We start from the raw sequence: 18,296 nt of genomic DNA, 5'->3' as shown, positions 1-18,296 counted from the left end.
GCCTCACGCGTAGACCGTGTCGAGCCACTCCCGCCAAGCGCTCTCGGTGCGCTCGGCGTCGGCGCCGGGGGCGAAGTCGTGCACCGCGACGCCGACCACGGCGCCGAAGTGGTTGCGGCCGAAGATCCGGTACATGGCGCTGTCGGTGCGCAGGCCGATGAAGTACGGGTTGCGGTAGTCGAGCACCGCGTCCACCGGTTCGTCCGCGACAATGGCGCCGGGAATCCGTACCCGCAGCCGCGCCCCCTGTGCCGCGTCCGCCGGAATCCCGAGCGCCCGGGCGGCGGTCTCCACGGCGTCGGGCGCGCCCGCTGCCCGCGGCCCGTCCAGCGTGGTGAAGGCGGCCCGGCGGCCGGTGAAGTGCAGCAGGTACTGGCCCAGGGTGTGCAGGTAGAAGTCGGTGTGCTTGTTGGCGCCGTCGTACTGGTTGTCCCAGTCCTCGACGAAGATGCCGCTGTGCACGTACCGCACCCAGGAGCCGCCCTCGCGCGGCTCGATGAGGTGGTCGAGCTGATTGAGCGTCTGCCGGGTCATGCCCTCGACGTCCTCGGTACGGGCGGTCAGCCGGTGCGGCGGATCCCAGGCGACGACGGTGCCGCCGAAGGGAGCCGCGCCGCCCTCCTTGGGTTCGTACTCGACCGGCCACAGCCAGCCCGACGTGCCCTCGGTGATGGCGTCCCACACCTGCTCCGGGGACGCCTCGACCCCGAACTCCCGGACGATCTCGAATTCCTTGCCCATGGCGGGTCACTGCTCCTTCGCTGTGCTGTCGCCGTTGTGGTCGCCGTCGTATTGGCTGTCACCGTCGACGTCGGGGCCGACGTGGTCGCCGCTGTCGTCGTTCCGTGTGCGCGGCTCCGCGCCGGCGGTCACGGCCCCGACGGTCACGGCGTTTTCCGGCGCCATGGCGTCGGGCGTCACGGTTTCGGCCGCCGCCACTGCGTCGGCCGCGGCAATTGCGCCGGGTTCCTGCTTGAGCGCCGGGTGCAGGGCGACCACGATCCGGTGCGGCCGCCCACCTTCGGCGTGCTCGTCGTGGTATTTGGCGACCAGCGCGCCGATCCCCCGGGTGAGCTCGTCCACGAACGCGGCGCGGTCGGCCGCCGAGGCGAACCGCACCTCTCCGTCCAGCGCATAGGTCGCCACCCTCTGCCGGGCCCGGTCCGCGCCCGTGATCAGGGCGCCGACGTCCCGGACCAGCCGGGCGGCCAGGGCCAGCAGCCAGCGCGCGGAGAGCTGGTCGCGGAAGCGAGAAGGATCGGGCTGGACGGCCGCCAGCGCCGTCGGGGAGATCACGTACGACGCAGCGGTGGCCCGCATCAGCCGCTCGGTGACATTCCCCTTCCTGCGCTCGCCGGCCAGCTCCACCAGGCCGTGCTTCTCCAGCGCCTTCAGGTGGTAGTTGACCTTCTGCCGGGGCAGCCCGATCCGCGCCGCCAGCATCGTGGCAGACGCCGGCCCCGCGGCCAGCTCCGCCAGCAGCCGTGCCCGTATCGGATCCAGCGAGACGGCAGCCGCCTCCGAGTCCTCGATCACGCTCACGTCCAACATGGCTCCACCCTCGCACCGAAAACTTTTATTGTCCAGGGCGGCAGAATTTTCGGTGGGCAGGCGCGACGGACCGGGCGACGGTGAGCCGGCGCCCATGGACGCGGATGACGCGCGGCCCCGGCCGAAAGGCGCGGTCAGGCCGGCGGTTCGGCGGCGATCTCGCGCAGGGCGTTGGTGACCAGGGCGTCGAGGCGGGCGTGGTGCGCGCCCTTCCAGTAGACGCGGCCGCAGGCGGTGCACTGGGCGAACACGTCGTAGGAAGCGCGGGTGCCGTGCTGGAGGTGGTCGCTGACCGCCTCCTTGGTGGCCTCGGTGAGCGGGCCGTTGCAGGCGACGCAGCGGGTCCAGGGCGCCAGGTCGGGGGCGAAGCGGTTGAGCACGTACGGAAGCTGCTCCTCGGGGCGGTCGCTGTAGACGTACGCTCCGGCCCACAGTTCGCGCCGCCGCAGCAGCCCGCGGTCTCGGGTGAGCATCACCCGCCGCTCGGCCGCCGAGAGCGCGGCCAGCGCGGGGTCGCCGATGTCCTGGCTCTCGTAGGCCGCGTCGACGCCGAGCAGCCGCAGCCGCCGGGCCAGAGTGCCGAGGTGCACGTCGAGCAGGAAGCGCAGCGGCGCGCCGGGCAGGCGCTGCGGGCGTTCCACGGCGTGCACCGCCACGTCCTCACCGGTCGCCGGCACGTGCGCCGCGGCCACCTGCCGACCGTCCACCGACAGCCCCCCGACCTCGGTGAGCGGCACCCCGAGCGACTCGATCACGTGCCCGAGCGAGGACGCGCCGTCGGTCGCCACGTCGACGACCTCGCCGCGGCGGTCCGCGGCCAGGAAAACGCGCAGCTCGGCGGGGACCCTCACAGTGATACTCGGTCGGCTCACGCGCCCAGCATGCCACCGGCCCGGCCCGGACGGCCATGGCTTTCCGGCCGCCGGAACGGCCCCCTCGGCGAGCGCCTGCGCGCCGGAAAAACCACAGCCTGATCCGTCGTCAGTAAAGGTGCCGTGCCCGCCGCCTTGTGTCGCGCGGCAATACGCGACACAAGGCGACGGGTACGGACGAAGCGCACGGGAGGGCGGCCCGTACGACGCACGTGACCGTCCACGCGTCGCGGCCGTCGCCCTGCGTCCTCAAAACGTCAATACGTCGTCCTAGACGTCGTAGGTGACGGTCACCGGCGCGTGGTCGGACCAGCGCAGGTCGTAGGAGGCCGCGCGTTCGACCACCGCTGTGACGGCGGTCTTGGCCAGGCCGGGGGTGGCGACGTGGTAGTCGATGCGCCAGCCGCTGTCGGCGTCGAAGGCCCGGCCGCGATAGGACCACCAGGTGTAGGGGCCGGTGGTGTCCGGGTGCAGCGCGCGGACCACGTCGGTCCAGGTGTCGAAGGTCTCGGTGAGCCAGGCGCGTTCCTCGGGCAGGAAACCGGCCGCCTTCTGGTTGGCCCGCCAGTTCTTCAGGTCGGCCTCGGTGTGGGCGATGTTCCAGTCGCCGGTGACCAGGGCGTGGGTACCGTCGGCGGCGGCGCGCGCGTGGAGGGCGGCCAGATGGGCCGCCAGGCCGGTCATGAAGCGGTACTTCTCGTCCTGGCGCGGGGTGCCGGCCTCGCCGGAGGGCAGGTAGAGGCTGCCGACGGTGATGCCCGGGCCCGGGAAGGGCAGGTCGACCTCCAGATAGCGGCCCGCGGCGTCGAACTCGGGCGCCCCGATGCCGACCCGGACCGCGGAGGGCTTGCGCCGGGTGTACACGGACACGCCCGCGCGGCCCTTCGTGGCAGCCGGGGCGTGGTAGGCGTGCCAGCCGTCGGGATCGCGCAGTTCCGCCGGGAGCTGGTCGGGCTCGGCGCGCACCTCCTGGAGGCACACCACGTCGGCGGATGTCTCGGCCAGCCAGCGCGGGAAGCCCTTCTTCGCGGCGGCCCGCAGCCCGTTGACGTTGACGGAAGTGACGGTGAGCATCCCTGGACCCTACCCGCGCGAGGTGGACGGCCTGTGCCCGGGGCGGCGGGACGGACCTCCGCTCCCGCAGACGCAGACGGACCCGCGGACGTACAAACGTACGAAATGAGCATCGTACGATGGGGCCCGTGGACATCCGGACAACGCGGTACGACGCCCCCGACGCGGTGCGGCTCAACGACCTGGTGCAGCTCGAATACGTGCAGCGGTACGGCGACGGGGACCTGACCCATATGGACGCGGCCCACTTCGAACCGCCGCACGGCCTGTACCTGCTGATCTACGACACCGACGGCACCCCGGTGGCCAGCGGCGGCTGGCGGTCGCGGGGGGCTTCCCCGGAGGGCTTCCAGGACGGCGACGCGGAGATCAAGCGGATGTTCGTCGTCGCGCAGGCGCGCGGACAGGGCCTGGCCCGCCGGCTGCTGGCCGAGCTGGAGGCGAGCGCGACCGCCGCGGGCCGGACCCGGATGGTGCTGGAGACCGGCCTGAAGCAGCCGGAGGCGATCGGGTTGTACGAGTCGTGCGGCTACCTGCCGGTGCCGAAGTTCGGCTACTACCGCCACGACGAGCTCAGCGTCTGCCTCGGCAAGGACCTGAAGCCCGCTCCGGTCGCGGACGCCGCCGGGCGCTAGACCGCGGTCATCTGCGCCTGCGGCGACGGCGGGCCCAGGCGGTGTAGCCGCCCACCAGGATGCCCGCTACGAAGGCGGCCAGCAGGGCGCCCCACAGCGGCATGGTGACCTCGGGCACGATCACCCGGACCCGCACCCTGCGGGTGTTCTCGAAGATGAAGATCAGGGCGAGGACGAACAGCACCAGCACGACGACCCTGCCAAAGGTGAGCCTGTCCCGCAGTCCGCGTCGGCCGGTGTCGGTAGTCGTCATGGGACCACGATCGCGGCAGCGGGCACGGCAGAGGCGCTGGAGCGGTCCGTACGGGTGAGGGCACGTCGCAGGAGGGTGACGTACGACGGGCGGGCGGCCGCGTCAGGCGCACAACTCCTCGTACACCGCGAGGACGCTGCGGGCCTGCTGTTCGACCTGGTCGGCGACCGGGACCCAGCGGGGGCGGTAGGCGCGCTCGTACGCGGCGCACCATTCGTCGACCAGCCGGGTGGCGGGCGGGACCGCCGCGATGCGGCGCAGCATGGCGGCGGCCCGCAGCGGGATGCGCTGGGCGTACACCTCGAGGCTGGTGACCCGGGCGGTGGTCATGGGCGGCAGCGGCGCGGCGTCCGGCGGGCGGACGGCCGGGTCCCATTCGGCGGTCAGCCGGGGGCCGAGGGAGACCAGTTCGCGGACGGTACGCAGCAGCGCGCAGTCATTGCCGACGACTTCGGCGGGCATGGCGTCCAGCATCCGCGCCACGGTGGGCAGGTCACGGCGCAGAGCGGCGCCGGCGGCGCGCAGCGCGTGGTCGGGGTCGGGGTGCGGGGTGACGTCGGCGGTACGGTCGCAGGCCCACATGGGCACCTCGACGATCGCGGTGACCCCGTCGTAGCGCTGCGCGCGCGCCCAGGTGGAGTGGGCGCCGTCGCCGGCGGCGGGGTCGGACGCGGGCGGCATCACGTACACCCCGGGGCCGGGGCTGGGCCACTGGAAGGCGTCGGAGGAACCGGTCTCCAGCGGGATGTCGAGTTCGGCCGCGGACTTGCCGATCCGCTCCGGCACACCGGGGATGTCGCTGGTCAGCTGGACGAAGCTGCCGCCGACGTCGATGCCGTGCAGCGAGAACTGCAGCACCGGGCGCAGCTCGTCCAGCACTCCGAGCAGGGCGCGGGTCTCGGGCAGGGCGGCGTCCTGGGCGTATCCCTTGCTGGGCAGCCATTCGGGCTGTTCGGCGGCGCAGGGCCGGAAGAAGTGCTCGTAGTGGCCGCGCAGCGTGTACGGGCCGGGCAGCCAGGGCTCGTTGAGCGCGGCGCCGTCGGGGTCGATGCACAGCAGGAAGTGCCAGGTGCTTCCGTCGTCCCGGCCGCGCTCGCGGTCGGCGGCGATCTGGCCGGCCAGCCGCAGTACGGTGGCGCCGCCCACCGCGGCCTCGTTCGCGTGCGGTCCGGCCACCACCAGGACGTTGCGCGGGCCGTCGCCCACCGTCAGCATCAGCAGCGGCCGTCCGGCCCTCGATCTGCCGACCACCCCCAGCCGCGCGACAGCCGCGTGTCTCAGCGCAATCGCGCGCGCACCCTCGGTAACCTCGGCCGTCGTCGGATATCGATCTCTCGTCACCGCAATTCCCCCTGAAGCCGGTGCCCCCATGACGCCGACTGCACTCCCGTGACATCGAGTGGATCCCGTTAGTAGTTCACGGCCCCGGGCGGGTGTCAACGGTGGTATCGCGGCGAAAGGCGCACGGTTTCCCGGCAATCGTGTCGCGTCAGGATGCCTCTCCAGCCGCCGTCTCCTCGCCCGCGCGGGCGGTGCCGCGGGGGCTCTTCGACCGCCCGCGCGGCCCGCGGTCCGGACCCGGGAGTCCGCTCCGCGCCCACTCGGCTGCTCGGGCCGCGCGGCGGCGGGTTCCGGTGGCCGGGCCACCGCCGGGCAGAGGTCTACACCTCTGGCGCCACCCCTCCCGCGGACCCGGCCGCCCGATCCGGGCCGTGCTCGCACCTCGCCGCCGAAACGTACGCCACAGATACGCGGGGTCGATGACGGCGTGAGCCGCAGGACCGGTACGCAGCGGCGGCGCGGCCCGCTGTCCGCGGGTCCGCTGATCGGCTCCGGTGAATCGCTTCAGTGGACGGCGGTGCGGGGCCGACGTCGGACAGTGAGCACGGGTTCCTGACGAATCACGGGTCCTTACGGAATGGGGACGGCCGGGGGTGCGGGGCGGCCGGGGCGGGACGGTCCCGCCGGGCGGGTGTCAGACTCGGGGCATGAGCAGCGCGACCGTGCCCGTACCGCCGTCGTCGCAGGCCCCGGGGCCGCGGCGGCGGGTTCTCGTGGTGGACGACGACCCGACCGTGGCCGAGGTGGTCGCCGGATACCTGGACCGGGCGGGGTTCGCGGTGGACCGGGTCGCGGACGGGCCGTCGGCGGTGTCGCGGGCGGCGGAGGTGCGGCCGGACCTGGTGGTGCTGGACCTGATGCTGCCCGGGATGGACGGGCTGGAGGTGTGCCGGCGGATCCGCGAGGCCGGCCCGCTGCCGGTGGTGATGCTCACCGCGCGGGGCGACGAGGACGACCGGATCCTGGGCCTGGAGGTGGGCGCGGACGACTACGTGACCAAGCCGTTCAGCCCGCGTGAGCTGGTGCTTCGGGTGGAGTCGGTACTGCGCCGGGCCGGCAGCGCGCCCGCGCCGGGGCCGTGGCTGCGCTCGGGGTCGCTGGCCCTGGACCCGGCGGCGCGGCGGGCGCTGCGGCACGGCGCGGAGCTGGCACTGACCATGCGGGAATTCGATCTGCTCGTCTTCTTCCTGCGCAATCCGGGCCGGGTGCTGGGTCGCGAGGAGCTGATGCGGCGGGTGTGGGGCTGGGAATTCGGGGATCTGTCGACAGTGACGGTCCACGTGCGGCGGCTGCGGGAGAAGATCGAGCAGGACCCGGCCCGGCCGAAGCTGATCAGCACGGTGTGGGGGGTGGGGTACCGCTTCGACCCGGAACCGGGGACCGGGGTGGGGGCTCTGTCCCGGGAAGGGGCCGGCGCGGGTGAGGGCCCCGGGGCCGGGCCGGCGGACGGTGCCGGCGCGTGACGAACCTGTTGTTCATCGCGGCCTACGCGGCCGTGGGCGCGGCGGCGGCCGGGCTCGCGGGGGCCGTCGCGCTGCGGCTGCTGCGGCACCGCTCGCTGACTCTGTCCCTCGCGGTGGTCGCGGTCGTCACTGTGGCGGCGATGCTGGCCGGGACCCTGTCGGTGGCGTGGGCGATGTTCCTGTCCGACCACGACCTGGGCGTGGTGACCACGGTGTGCGGGATCGCCGCCGTCGTCTCGCTGGGCGTGACCTTCCTGCTGGGCCGCCAGGTCGTGGCGGGCAGCCGGGCGCTGGCCGCGGCGACCCGGGCCTTCGGGGACGGCGACACCTTCGCGCCGCCCGACGGCGCGCCGACCGCAGAGCTGGCCGAACTGGGCCGGGAACTGGCCGCGACCAGCGCCAAGCTCACCGCCTCCCGGGAACGCGAGCGCGCCCTGGAGGCGTCCCGGCGCGAACTGGTCGCCTGGATCTCGCACGACCTGCGCACCCCACTGGCCGGCCTTCGGGCCATGGCCGAGGCGCTTGAGGACGGCATCGTCGACGACCCGGCCCGCTACCACAAGCAGATGCGGACCGAGGTGGACCGGATGAGCGTCATGGTGGGCGACCTGTTCGAGCTCTCCCGCATCCAGGCGGGCGTGCTCGCCCTGTCGCCGACCCGGATGTCGGTGTACGACCTGGTCGGCGACGCCATCGCCGGTGCCAACGCGCTCGCCGCCGAGCACGGTGTGCGCCTGGTCGGCGACGGCGTCGAGCCGGTGCCGGTCGAGGTGGACGGCCGTGAAATGACCCGGGTGCTGGCCAATCTGCTCACCAACGCGATCCACCGCACCCCGGCCGACGGCACTGTCGCGGTCTCGGCCCGGCACGACGCCGCCTCGGGCTCGGTCGTCCTGTCGGTCACCGACGGCTGCGGCGGCATACCCGCGGACGACCTGCCCCGCGTCTTCGACACCGGCTGGCGCGGCACCGGCGCCCGTACCCCGCCGGCCGGCGCGGGTCTGGGGCTGGCCATCGTCCGTGGCATCGTGGAGGCCCACCGCGGCCACGCGAGCGTCCGCAACGTCCCCGGCGGCTGCCGCTTCGACGTCGTCCTCCCGGCCGCGGCGAACTGAGCCGCTCCGACGAACCGGCGCAGACCGGTCCGGCCCCAAACCTGCCCCGCACGGCCCATCGCCCGGCCCGGCCCGGTCCGTCCGTGCCGGGGCCGCCGGTACGCGCAGAAGCGCCGCGGTACACACCGCCGCCCCGGATCACACCGCCGCCCCGGATCACACCGCCGCCCCGGATCACACCGGCGCGCCGGATCACACCGACATGCCGGATCACACCAGCGCCGGCACCTCCAGCGTGAGCGTCCCCGCGTCCGCGTCGAGGACCGCGGGCACCCCGAGCGGCATGGTGAGCGTCGAGGAGCAGTGACCGAAGCCGAACTCCTCGACGACGGGTATGCCGAGCGGACCGAACCGGTCCAGCATCAGCGCGCGGACCTCCTCGTACGGACCGCAGTCCCGCCAGGAGCCGAGAACGACGCCGGACACTCCGTCCAGCCAGGAGGCCCGCAGGAGCTGGGTGAGGATGCGGTCGAGGCGGTACGGCTCCTCGCCGACGTCCTCCAGCAGCAGGATGCCGCCCGCGGCGCCCGGGCGGGCGTACGGGGTGCCGAGGTCGGCGGCGAGCAGACTGACGCAGCCGCCGAGGGTGACGCCCCGGGTCCGGCCGGGGACGAGGGTGCGGGCGGTGGGCGAGGTGATGTGCACGGTGTCCTGCGGCGCGAACAGGGTGCGGCGCAGGTGCTCCTGGGTGGCCGGGTCGGTGAGAAACGTCTCGGTGGCGGTCATCGGGCCGTGCAGGGTGGCCACGGCCAGCCGGGCGGCGAACGCCTCGTGCAGCGCGGTGATGTCGCTGTAGCCGATGAACGCCTTGGGCGTCGCGCGCGCCATCGCCGTCCAGTCCAGCAGGTCCACCATGCGCTGCACCCCGTAGCCGCCGCGGGCGCACATCACCGCCGCCAGCGTCGGGTCGCACCAGGCGGCCTGGAGGTCGGCGGCCCGGTCCCGGTCGGCGCCCGCCAGGTATCCGGAGGGGTGGTCGTCCAGGACGTGCGGGGCCACCACGGGTTCCAGTTCCCAGCTCCGCAGGATGTCCAGGCCGGCGTCCAGCCGCTGCTTCGGCACGGCGCCGCTGGGCGCGACGATGCCGACCCGGTCGCCGGGCGCCAGCCGCGGCGGCCTGGTGAGCGCGGGGACGGCCGGCCTGGCGGGCGCGTTCTGGCCGGTGGAAGGCGCGGTCATACGGTCAGCTCCAACTCCGGCACCCCTGCCGCGGTGAAGCCGAACACCTGGGCGTAGAGGGAGAGTTCGGCTTCGAGGCAGGTGACCAGGGTGTCCAGGCGGCGGAAGCCGTGGCCCTCGCCCTCGAAGGCACGGTAGGCGTGCGGGATGCCGCGCCCGGCGAGCGCCGCCAGGAAGCGGTCGCACTGCACCGGCGGGCAGATCACGTCGTCCAGTCCCTGGAGCAGCAGGAAGGGCACCGAGACCCCGTCGGCCCGGGTGACCGGCGACCGGTCCCGGTACCGCTCGGGCACCTCGGCCAGCGGTCCGATCAGCGACTCCAGATACTGCGACTCGAAGTCGTGGGTCTCGCCGCCCTCGGGGGACCAGGCGGTCAGGTCGAGGATGGGGTAGAGCACGGTGCCGCAGGCGTAGGTGTCGGTGCCGGTCAGGGCCGCCGCGCTGGTCCAGCCGCCGGCGCTGCCGCCGCGGATCGCCAGCCGGGCGGGGTCGGCGGCGCCCTCGGCGACCAGGCCGGCCGCGACCGCCGCGCAGTCCTCGACGTCGACCACGCCCCACTGCTCGCGCAGCCGGTTGCGGTAGGCGCGGCCGTATCCGGCGGAGCCGCCGTAGTTGACCTCGGCCACACCGATGCCGCGCGAGGTGAAGTAGGCGACCTCCAGGTCGAGCACCATGCCGGCGCGGCCGGTGGGGCCGCCGTGCACCCATACCGCCCAGGGCGCGGGACCGTCGCCGGTGGCCTGCGGATTGCGCGGCGGGTAGACGTTGGCGTGCACCTCGCGGCCGTCCGGGCCGGGGAAGGTGCGGTGGACGGCCTCGGGCAGGTAGGCGGGATCCACGGTGTCGTGGTGGGCGCCGCCGATCACGCGGGTGCGGCCGGTGACCGTGTCGAGTTCCACGATCTCGTGGGAGGTACGGGCGCCGGCGGCGATGCCGACGACCCGTCCGCCGGTGGCCGCCAGCGACGGGCTCCACTCGGTCCAGGGGCCGGTGGCCGCGGTCACCTCGCCGGTGGCGGGGTCGAGCAGGCCGAGCCGCTGGCCGCCGACGCCGTGCAGCACCGCGATCAGCCCGTGCTGGAGGGGCGCGAACCAGCGGTAGCCGAGCTTCCACATCGGCCCGCCGAACTCCTCCTCGCGCGGGCACAGGTTGACCGCCTCGCCGGTGTCCGGGTCCACCCGGTGCACGTTCCACCAGCCGGTGCGGTCGGTGGCGGCGAGCAGGCTGCCGTCGGCGGCCCAGTCGGTCTGGGCCACGGACTCCTCGGGGCCGCCCATCAGGGTCCGGGCCCCGGTCAGCAGGCCGTCGCCGGTCACGTCGGCGACGCGCAGTTCGGTGCCGTCCCAGGGCATCCGCGGGTGGTCCCAGGCGATCCAGGCGGCCCGCCGGCCGTCCGGGGACAGCCGTGGGCCGGTGACGAACCGGTGCGTGGCGGCGGTCAGTTCGCGCACCGCCTGCCGGTCCTCGGCGGCCGAGCCGTCGAGCGGCACCGCGACCGGCACCCGGCGCACGTCGGAGGGGCCCGGGCCGGTGAACTCCTCCAGCACGCCCCAGACCTCACCGCGCCCGGGGTGCAGGGTCAGGTCCGCCCAGCGCAGTCCGCCGCCCACCGGGGACAGCGGGGTGAGCGGGCGCGGCCCGGCGCCCGGCTCGTCCGGCCGGAAGAGGTAGATCCGCTGGTCGGGGAAGTGAACGAAGACGATCACCGGGGAGCCGTCGGCGACCGCGCCGGCCCACGGCGTGCCGCCGTATTCGATGACGCGGCTGCGGACGTTCCAGGGCGCGGGCAACGGGCACTCCTCGGTGCCGTCGGCCCGGCGGCGGATCAGGGCACGCCGGCCGCCCTCGGCGGGGCGGGGCGCGGTCCACCACACCTCCTCGCCGACCACGCCCACGAACTCCGGGCTGCCGTCGTGCGCCGCGGCGGTGGCCGCGTCGATCGGCGACGGCCAGCTGCCGTACGCCATGGTCTCCTGCTCCAGCGCGGTCATGCGCCGATCCCCTGACTGTGCGTCAACTCGTCCGCCATCGCCTGATCGCCGGCCGCCCCGCGCAGGAAGCGGTCCAGCACCCGCACGCCGAAGTGCAGGGCGTCCACCGGCACCCGTTCGTCCACGCCGTGGAAGAGCGCCTGGTAGTCGAAGCCGGGCGGCAGCCGCAGCGGCGAGAACCCGTAGCCGGTGATGCCGAGCCGGGAGAACTGCTTGGCGTCGGTGCCGCCCGACATGCAGTACGGCACCACGTGCGCCGCCGGGTCGAAGTGCAGCAGCGCCTCGCGCATGGCGGCGAAGGTGGGCGAGTCCACCGGGGCCTGGAGCGGGACTTCCCGGTGGTGGTACTCCCAGTCCACGTGCGGGCCGGTGAGTTCGTCCATGGTGGCGGTGAACTCGGCCTCACCGCCGGGCAGGACCCGTCCGTCGACGTGCGCGGTGGCCGAGCCGGGGATCACGTTGAGCTTGTAACCGGCCTGGAGCATGGTGGGGTTGGCGCTGTTGCGGACGGTGGCCCGCACCAGGGAGGCCGACGGGCCGAGCCGGTCCAGGGTGGCGTCCACGTCGTCGAGGTCGGCGGGCACGCCGTGCAGGGCGGCGAGTTCGGTGAGCGCGGCCCGAACGGTCTCGGTCAGCCGTACCGGCCAGCGGTGGGCGCCGATCCGGGCGACGGCCGCGGCGAGGTGGCTGACCGCGTTGTCGTGGTTGACCTTGGAGCCGTGGCCGGCGGTGCCGCGCGCGGTGAGCTTCAGCCAGGCGGTGCCGCGCTCGCCGGCCGCCACCGGGTAGATCCGCAGGTCGTCGCCTGCGTGGAAGGTGTAGGCGCCGGATTCGCTGATGCCCTCGGTGCAGCCCTCGAACAGCTCGGGGTGCCGGTCGGCGAGGAAGCCGGAGCCGTAGACGGCGCTGTCCTCCTCGTCGGCGGTGAAGGCGAGCACGATGTCGCGGGCGGGGCGGGTGCCGGAGCGGGCCCAGGCGCGGACGGCGGCGAGCACCATCGCATCCATGTTCTTCATGTCGATGGCGCCGCGGCCCCACACGACGCCGTCCCGGACGTCGCCGGAGAAGGGCGGCACGCTCCAGTCGGCGGCTTCTGCCGGGACCACGTCGAGGTGGCCGTGGACCAGCAGGGCCGCGGCGGACGGGTCGGTGCCGGGGATGCGGGCCACCACGTTGGCGCGGTGCGGCGCGGACTCCAGGATCACCGGCTCGATCCCGGCGTCGGCCAGGTGCCCGGCGACGTATTCGGCGGCGGGCCGCTCGTTGCCGTCGCCGCCACCACGGTTGGTGGTGTCGATCCGGATCAGGTCGGAAGTGAAGCGGACCACTTCCTCCAGCGCCAGGTCGTCGACGACGGGGGCGGTGCGCACGGTCTGCTCAGCCATACTGCTCCTCCACGGCCTGCGAGACGAGGGTGGTGACGGCCTTGAAGGCCCTGATCGCCTCGTACATGGTCGGCAGGGTGTACGACACCCGGCGGTCGGCGGTGCGCTCGACTCCGGGCACCACGGTGGCGGCGCCCGCCAAGTGGACCGCGTCGAACTCCAGTTCCACGGTGAAGGGGCCGGCCTGCACCGGCTCGTGCCGCACGGCGAGGGCCGCGCCCTCCTTGGCGGCGGCCCTGATGTCGGCGGCGGTGCGCGCGGGCGGGCGGCACACCGCGGCGTACCGCGACACGTAGTCCTTCACGGCGACGGTACGGGCGGCGGGCGCGTACCCCGCCGCGTCCTCGCCGGTGCGGTCGTCGCCGGTGACGAGGACCACCGGCACCCCGTACTCGGCGACGACCAGCGAGTTGAGCCTGCCCTCGCTGGCCTGCTCGCCGTTGACCCACACTCCGGTGATGGAGTTGGCGAGGTAGGTGTGGGCGAGCACGCCCTCGGTGCCGGCGCCGGTGTGGTAGCCGACGAACGCGATGCCGTCGACGTCCCCGTGCTGGACGCCCTCGACCATGGACAGGTCCTTGTGCCGGCCGGTGAGCATCTCGGCCCGCTCGTCCAGCTTCTCCAGCAGCAGGTTGCGCATCGACCAGTGGGCCTCGTTGATGAGCACCTCGTCGGCGCCGCCGTCGAAGAAGCCGGCCACGGCGGCGTTGACGTCCGAGGTGAACATGTGGCGGCAGCGCTGCCACTGCTCGCTGCCGGGCAGCACGTCGGCCGGCCAGGTCACACCGGTCGCGCCCTCCATGTCCGCGGAGATGAGGATCTTCATGGCCAGCACGTTACGCGGCGGCGGGAGCGGCCTGCCAGAGCCTTCTGCCGCCCTGTGGAAAACTTCTGTGGTCCAGACCTCTTGAGACCCGCCGCCGCGTACCGTGACCAGCGGATTCCGCGCGCACACCAGTGACTTGCCGCCGGAAGTGAACTCGGTCGCCGCCAGCCGGAGTTCACCGGCCGTGCGTACGGCCGGAAGGAGAGGGCGGACAGTCGGGCGCGGCCGCCACGGCGACCTCGGCCGAAATTATGCCCAGGGCGAAACCGGCCGTCCCCCGGCCGGCAGCCGAAACGTCCATCGATAGGGCGAGTTCACACCGTTCGAGGCGGTTCATCCCCATTGATCCCGCACGCATCATCTCGTCACCCGAACGGCCCAACAGTCCGCCCGCATTCGCACCTCCGTACGATCACCTGCGGGTTCATGATCTGCGACGCCGCCACCATCGTGCGCGCGCGGTAGTACAACACGGGAAGCGGGGCAGGAATCCGGGCGTACGCCCGCGGACAGGCAACCAAACCAGCCGTGCTAGCGTCCAATCTCTCTGCTCGAACCCTGATCCGAGGCACCCTGGGAGAAGGGTCCGTGTCCGGCCGGACAGGACCCGGCCGGACGGAAGTACGTCACTCGCGATCGGAAGAGGGCACGTGACCACGGCGCACACCGCACGCATGGCCGGCACGGGATGGCGGCCGACCGCGCTGCTGCGGCGGTTCGACCCCAGGCGTCCGGTCGTCGTCGCCACGGCAGCCGCGGCGCTCCTGCACCTGCTGTGGGCGATCTTCCTGGCCCGCGACTCCGGTGACATGGCCGCCCAGTACGCCTGGACGGACTTCATAAAGGCCCACCCGTCCGCCACGTACAACCTGTCGTGGTACGGCGGCCTGCACCCCGCCTCGTACAGCATCCTGTCGCCCTACATCATGGCCGTGCTCGGTGTGCGCACCACCGCGGTGATAGCCGGCACCTTGTCCGCGACCGTCGCGGCCGCCCTGCTGATGCGGGCCAAGGTGGAACGCCCGCTCATCCCGGTGATGTGGACGACCTTCGCTCTTTGGTGTGACGTCGTCTCCGGGCGCGTCACCTTCGCGCTGGGCATGCTCTTCGCGCTGGTGGCCACCGTACTTCTGTTCCCGCCGGAGCGCGCGGTGCGCGGCAGGCCGCACCGGCTGGCCATGGCCACCGCCCTGACCGCGCTCGCCACCATGTGCAGCCCCGTCGCGGGCCTGTTCATGCTGGTGGTCGCCGCCGCGATGTTCCTGACCGGGCGGCGCAACGAGTCCTACCCGCTGTTCGTGGCCCCGCCGGTGGTGGTGGGCGCGACCTCGCTGCTGTTCCCGTTCTACGGCGTGCAGCCCTTCGCCTGGTACTTCGCCATCATCCCGTTCGCGGTCGCCGTGACCTGCTCCTTGATAATGCCCAAGCGGTGGCGCTCCATGCGGGCCGGCGCCTGGGTGTACGGGTTCGGTGTGGTGCTCACCTGGATCATTCCGTCGCCCATCGGGAGCAACGTCGAACGCCTGGCGCTGCTGTTCGGCGGCACCGCGGTGCTGATAGTGGCGCGCGGCAACACCATCGGCGGGCGCCGAACCGTCGCCCTGTGGCTGGCGTTCACGGGCGTCGCCGTGTGGCAGATCACCAAGCCGATCGTCGACCAGGTCAGCACCTCCGCGGCGTCCGCGACGATCAAGCACGCGGCCCCGCTGATCACCGAGTTGCGGCACGTCAGGGCGGACCTCGGGCGGGTGGAAGTGGTGCCGCTGCGCTCGCACTGGGAGGCGTCGGGCCTGTCCCCGTACGTCAACCTGGCCCGCGGCTGGAACCGGCAGGCGGACGTGGAGCGCAACGCGCTGTTCTACGACGGCACCCTGACCCCCGGCACCTACCGGGACTGGCTGCACCGCTGGAGTGTCAACTACGTGGTGCTGCCCTCGGACGAGCCGGACGTGGCGGCGGTCCGGGAGGCGAAGATCGTGGCCGCCGGGCAGCCGTGGCTGCGGCCGGTGTGGCACGACCAGAACTGGAAGGTCTTCCGGGTCGCCGGGTCGGAGCCACTGGCCGACCCGCCGGCCGTGGTGGACGAGGCGGGCCCGGCGGAACTCACCGTCACCATGCCGGTGGCCGGCAACACCCTGGTCCGTATCCCCTGGTCGCCGGTGCTCGGCATCGAGGGCGCCTCGGACAACAAACACGGCTGCCTGATCCAGGACGGCGACTGGACCCGGCTGTACGCGCCGGCGCCGGGCAAGTACCGGATCGGCGGGAGCTTCGGCCAGATCCGCGGCACCCAGTGCAGCAAGAAGGACCTGCCGGCCGTCGGAGGCTGAGGCCGCCCGCACGGGGACCCGCCGAACGGACCCGCCAGGCGGAAGCCCGCAGGCGAGGACCGAGGGCCGGAGTACGGACGAGGGGGCGCGCACGGTGCCGCGCAGCACCGCGCCGCCGGCAAGTTCCACGTCCTGCCGGGTCTCCCGGGAGGCCTGCACCGAGACCGGGAGCGCGGCCGGGCGGAAGGCGGGGGCACTGGCGGCCAGGGTGTACTCCCCCGCGACCAGGTCGGTCAGCGTGTAACCGCCCTCGCGACCGCTGCGGGAGGTGGCCACCACGTCCCCGCGGACGTCGGTGAGGGTGACCACCGCCTCGCGTACCGGGGTGCCGTCGGCGGTGTGCACGATGCCGGCCAGCCGCCCGGCGCCGCCCAGCACCACGTCCAGTTCGACCGGGTGATCGGCCACGGTGACGCTGACCGCCTGCGGCTGGTGACCGCCGGCCGCGGCGATCAGCACGTACGCGCCCCCGCCGGGCGTGCTCAGCGCGTAGCGGCCGTCCTCGGCGGTGGCGCCGCGGCCGACCTGGCGCCCGGCGCCGTCGATGAGGGTGAGCGCGGCGCGGCCGACCGAGCTGCCGTCGGAGTGCCGCACGGTGCCGCACACCGGCACTCCCCCGTTGTGCGCCCGCCGCGCGCCCGGCACCTGGGCGTCGGGCGCGCCGAGGTGCGCCGCGGAGTACGCGACGGTGTACGCGTCGGGCGGGGAGTCGGGGGCGTCGTGCGTCATCGGATGCGCGGCCGGGGCGGCGGAGGCGTGCTGGGTCACCAAAGGTTTCTCCTTGAGCAGGAAGGCGAAGAGGAAGCCGAGCACGAGCACCGGCACCAGGTACAGGAAGATCCGCGGCATGGCGTCGGTGTACGCCCGGATGTAGCCGTCGCGGACCGGTGGCGGGAACGCCCGGACCAGTTGCGGGGTGACGGACTGCGGGTCGGGCAGCCGCACCCCGTGCGGGAGCTCGGCGGCCAGGCGCTTGGCGAGCCGGTCGGCGAACAGGGTGCCGAAGATCGCGGCGCCGACCGAGCCGCCGATCTGCCGGAAGTAGTTGTTGGCGCTGGTGGCCGAACCGATGTCGGCGGGCCGCACCGAGTTCTGCACGGCCAGCACGAGCACCGGCAGGGTCAGCCCGATGCCGAGGCCGAGCACGGCCATCCAGACGCTGTACGTCGCCCGTGGGGTGTCGGCGTCCAGGTACGACAGCAGCCACATGCCGACCGCCGAGAGGGCGCCGCCGAGCAGGGGATAGATCCGGTAGCGGCCGGTGCGGCTGATGAGCTGGCCGCCGACGATGGAGGCGACCACCACGCCGAGCATCATCGGCAGCATGAGCAGTCCCGAGTCGGTGGCGCTGGCGCCGTCGACCATCTGCAGGAAGGTCGGCAGGTAGCTGGCCGCGCCGAACAGGGCGATGCCGACCACAGCGCCGATGACCGCGGTGACGTTGAAGACGCCGTCGCGGAACAGTCGCAGCGGGATGATCGGCTCGACGGCGAAATGCTCGACCAGCACGAACAGGACGGCGCACAGCAGGGCGCCGCCGCCCAGGCCCAGGATCTCCCGGGACCGCCAGGGGTAGGTGGAGCCGCCCCAGGTGGTCAGCAGCACCAGGCAGGTGGAGCCGCCGGCCAGCAGCAGGGCGCCGAGCACGTCCAGGCGGGGGCGGGCGGTGGGCTTGGGGAGCTTGAGGACGAGGGTCACCACGGCGAGGGTGACGAGGCCGAACGGCACGTTGATCAGGAAGCACCAGCGCCAGGAGGCGTGGTCGGTGAAGAAGCCGCCGAGCAGCGGGCCCGCCACCGAGGCGAGCCCGAAGGCGGCGCCGATCAGTCCCATGTAGCGGCCGCGCTGCCGCGGCGGGACGATGTCGGCCATGATCGCCTGCACGCCGATCATCAGTCCGCCGCCGCCCACGCCCTGGACGGCACGGAAGGCGATGAGCTCGTTCATGCTGCGCGACCAGGCGGCGAGCGCCGAGCCGGCGACAAAGGTGAGGATGGCGAACTGGAAGACGCCCTTGCGGCCGAACAGGTCGCCGAGCTTGCCGTAGACCGGCAGGCCGATGGTGGAGGCCAGCAGGTAGGCGGTGACCACCCAGGACATCCGGTCCAGGCCGTGCAACTCGCCGACGATCCGGGGCAGCGCGGTGGCCACGATCATCTGGTCCAGGGCGGCCAGCAGCAGGGCCAGCATCAACCCGGTGAAGACCAGGCGGACCCGGCGCGGGGTGAGTCCGGCCACCGGCGGGTCGACCGCGCCGCCGGCCGGGTCCCGCGTGCCGCCG

General features: G+C 73.5%; 13 protein-coding genes and 2 pseudogenes. 4 read left to right on the top strand and 11 right to left on the bottom strand.

Annotated elements, in window-relative coordinates; translation table 11 throughout:
* Positions 1–3 precede the first annotated feature (3 nt).
* The 4 genes and pseudogenes from ITX44_RS21495 to ITX44_RS21480 all read right to left on the bottom strand — a co-directional run bounded on the left by ITX44_RS21495 (position 4) and on the right by ITX44_RS21480 (position 3,497).
* Complete coding sequence (locus ITX44_RS21495) at positions 4–741, bottom strand: SRPBCC family protein (protein ID WP_205358916.1); 738 nt, start codon at positions 739–741, stop codon at positions 4–6.
* 228 nt (positions 742–969) lie between these two features.
* Positions 970–1,551 (bottom strand): annotated as a pseudogene (locus ITX44_RS21490) (helix-turn-helix domain-containing protein); the annotation flags it as partial.
* A 134-nt stretch (positions 1,552–1,685) separates the two neighbouring features.
* Positions 1,686–2,423, bottom strand: coding sequence for a Mut7-C RNAse domain-containing protein (locus tag ITX44_RS21485; protein ID WP_205358915.1), 738 nt, complete (start codon positions 2,421–2,423; stop codon positions 1,686–1,688).
* A 270-nt stretch (positions 2,424–2,693) separates the two neighbouring features.
* Entirely contained in the window at positions 2,694–3,497 is an 804-nt protein-coding gene (locus ITX44_RS21480) for an exodeoxyribonuclease III (protein ID WP_205358914.1), read from the bottom strand.
* Positions 3,498–3,616: 119 nt separating this feature from the next.
* Between ITX44_RS21480 and ITX44_RS21475 the strand changes: the two genes are divergently transcribed.
* Complete coding sequence (locus tag ITX44_RS21475) at positions 3,617–4,132, top strand: GNAT family N-acetyltransferase (protein WP_205358913.1); 516 nt, start codon at positions 3,617–3,619, stop codon at positions 4,130–4,132.
* A gap of 7 nt (positions 4,133–4,139) precedes the next feature.
* On the opposite strand, the gene ITX44_RS21470 is transcribed toward ITX44_RS21475, so the two are convergent.
* Both ITX44_RS21470 and ITX44_RS21465 read right to left on the bottom strand, forming a co-directional pair.
* Positions 4,140–4,385, bottom strand: coding sequence for a lipopolysaccharide assembly protein LapA domain-containing protein (locus tag ITX44_RS21470; RefSeq protein ID WP_205358912.1), 246 nt, complete (start codon positions 4,383–4,385; stop codon positions 4,140–4,142).
* A 102-nt stretch (positions 4,386–4,487) separates the two neighbouring features.
* Entirely contained in the window at positions 4,488–5,756 is a 1,269-nt protein-coding gene (locus ITX44_RS21465) for a M14 family zinc carboxypeptidase (protein ID WP_205358911.1), read from the bottom strand.
* A gap of 617 nt (positions 5,757–6,373) precedes the next feature.
* Here ITX44_RS21465 and ITX44_RS21460 point away from each other — a divergent pair.
* Together ITX44_RS21460 and ITX44_RS21455 are read left to right on the top strand one after the other, a co-directional pair.
* A complete protein-coding gene (locus ITX44_RS21460; RefSeq protein ID WP_205358910.1) occupies positions 6,374–7,189 on the top strand; it encodes a response regulator transcription factor in 816 nt (271 codons plus the stop codon).
* Positions 7,186–8,304 carry a sensor histidine kinase gene (locus ITX44_RS21455; RefSeq protein WP_205358909.1) on the top strand — a complete coding sequence of 373 codons (1,119 nt, stop codon included), beginning with the start codon at positions 7,186–7,188 and terminating at the stop codon, positions 8,302–8,304. Before ITX44_RS21460 ends, ITX44_RS21455 begins: the two co-directional genes overlap by 4 nt.
* A gap of 210 nt (positions 8,305–8,514) precedes the next feature.
* On the opposite strand, the gene ITX44_RS21450 is transcribed toward ITX44_RS21455, so the two are convergent.
* Genes ITX44_RS21450 through ITX44_RS21435 form a run of 4 tightly spaced genes read right to left on the bottom strand, consistent with a single transcriptional unit; the run spans position 8,515 to position 13,685 of the window.
* Positions 8,515–9,483 (bottom strand): S66 peptidase family protein, encoded by a 969-nt coding sequence (locus ITX44_RS21450; protein WP_205358908.1) that lies wholly within the window; start codon positions 9,481–9,483, stop codon positions 8,515–8,517.
* Complete coding sequence (locus ITX44_RS21445) at positions 9,480–11,474, bottom strand: dipeptidyl-peptidase 5 (protein WP_205358907.1); 1,995 nt, start codon at positions 11,472–11,474, stop codon at positions 9,480–9,482. Before ITX44_RS21445 ends, ITX44_RS21450 begins: the two co-directional genes overlap by 4 nt.
* The gene (locus ITX44_RS21440; protein WP_205358906.1) at positions 11,471–12,859 is read right to left on the bottom strand and encodes a M20/M25/M40 family metallo-hydrolase; all 1,389 of its coding nucleotides are present in this window, start codon (positions 12,857–12,859) and stop codon (positions 11,471–11,473) included. The genes ITX44_RS21445 and ITX44_RS21440 overlap by 4 nt, the downstream gene beginning before the upstream one ends.
* Positions 12,852–13,685, bottom strand: a complete 834-nt coding sequence (locus ITX44_RS21435; protein WP_205358905.1) for a M55 family metallopeptidase — start codon at positions 13,683–13,685, stop codon at positions 12,852–12,854. The genes ITX44_RS21440 and ITX44_RS21435 overlap by 8 nt, the downstream gene beginning before the upstream one ends.
* A 650-nt stretch (positions 13,686–14,335) precedes the next feature.
* Here ITX44_RS21435 and ITX44_RS21430 point away from each other — a divergent pair.
* A complete protein-coding gene (locus tag ITX44_RS21430) occupies positions 14,336–16,015 on the top strand; it encodes a DUF8823 domain-containing protein (RefSeq protein ID WP_307795411.1) in 1,680 nt (559 codons plus the stop codon).
* 84 nt (positions 16,016–16,099) lie between these two features.
* Here ITX44_RS21430 and ITX44_RS21425 read toward each other — a convergent pair.
* Positions 16,100–18,205: pseudogene (locus tag ITX44_RS21425) on the bottom strand (DHA2 family efflux MFS transporter permease subunit); the annotation flags it as partial.
* Positions 18,206–18,296 lie beyond the last annotated feature (91 nt).

It is taken from the genome of Actinacidiphila acididurans (assembly GCF_016918855.1).
Taxonomy (GTDB): Bacteria; Actinomycetota; Actinomycetes; order Streptomycetales; family Streptomycetaceae; genus Actinacidiphila; species Actinacidiphila acididurans.
The sequence above is the reverse complement of the archived record's forward strand: the minus strand, read 5'-3'. Positions and strand labels throughout refer to the sequence as shown.

Bases quoted from the DNA above. Each gene is read 5' to 3' on its own strand.
- ITX44_RS21440 (WP_205358906.1), bottom strand. From the start codon at position 12,859: ATGGCTGAGCAGACCGTGCGCACCGCCCCCGTCGTCGACGACCTGGCG.
- ITX44_RS21475 (WP_205358913.1), top strand. From the start codon at position 3,617: ATGGGGCCCGTGGACATCCGGACAACGCGGTACGACGCCCCCGACGCG.
- ITX44_RS21480 (WP_205358914.1), bottom strand. From the start codon at position 3,497: ATGCTCACCGTCACTTCCGTCAACGTCAACGGGCTGCGGGCCGCCGCG.
- ITX44_RS21495 (WP_205358916.1), bottom strand. From the start codon at position 741: ATGGGCAAGGAATTCGAGATCGTCCGGGAGTTCGGGGTCGAGGCGTCC.
- ITX44_RS21445 (WP_205358907.1), bottom strand. From the start codon at position 11,474: ATGACCGCGCTGGAGCAGGAGACCATGGCGTACGGCAGCTGGCCGTCG.
- ITX44_RS21450 (WP_205358908.1), bottom strand. From the start codon at position 9,483: ATGACCGCGCCTTCCACCGGCCAGAACGCGCCCGCCAGGCCGGCCGTC.
- ITX44_RS21465 (WP_205358911.1), bottom strand. From the start codon at position 5,756: ATGGGGGCACCGGCTTCAGGGGGAATTGCGGTGACGAGAGATCGATAT.
- ITX44_RS21470 (WP_205358912.1), bottom strand. From the start codon at position 4,385: ATGACGACTACCGACACCGGCCGACGCGGACTGCGGGACAGGCTCACC.
- ITX44_RS21435 (WP_205358905.1), bottom strand. From the start codon at position 13,685: ATGAAGATCCTCATCTCCGCGGACATGGAGGGCGCGACCGGTGTGACC.
- ITX44_RS21460 (WP_205358910.1), top strand. From the start codon at position 6,374: ATGAGCAGCGCGACCGTGCCCGTACCGCCGTCGTCGCAGGCCCCGGGG.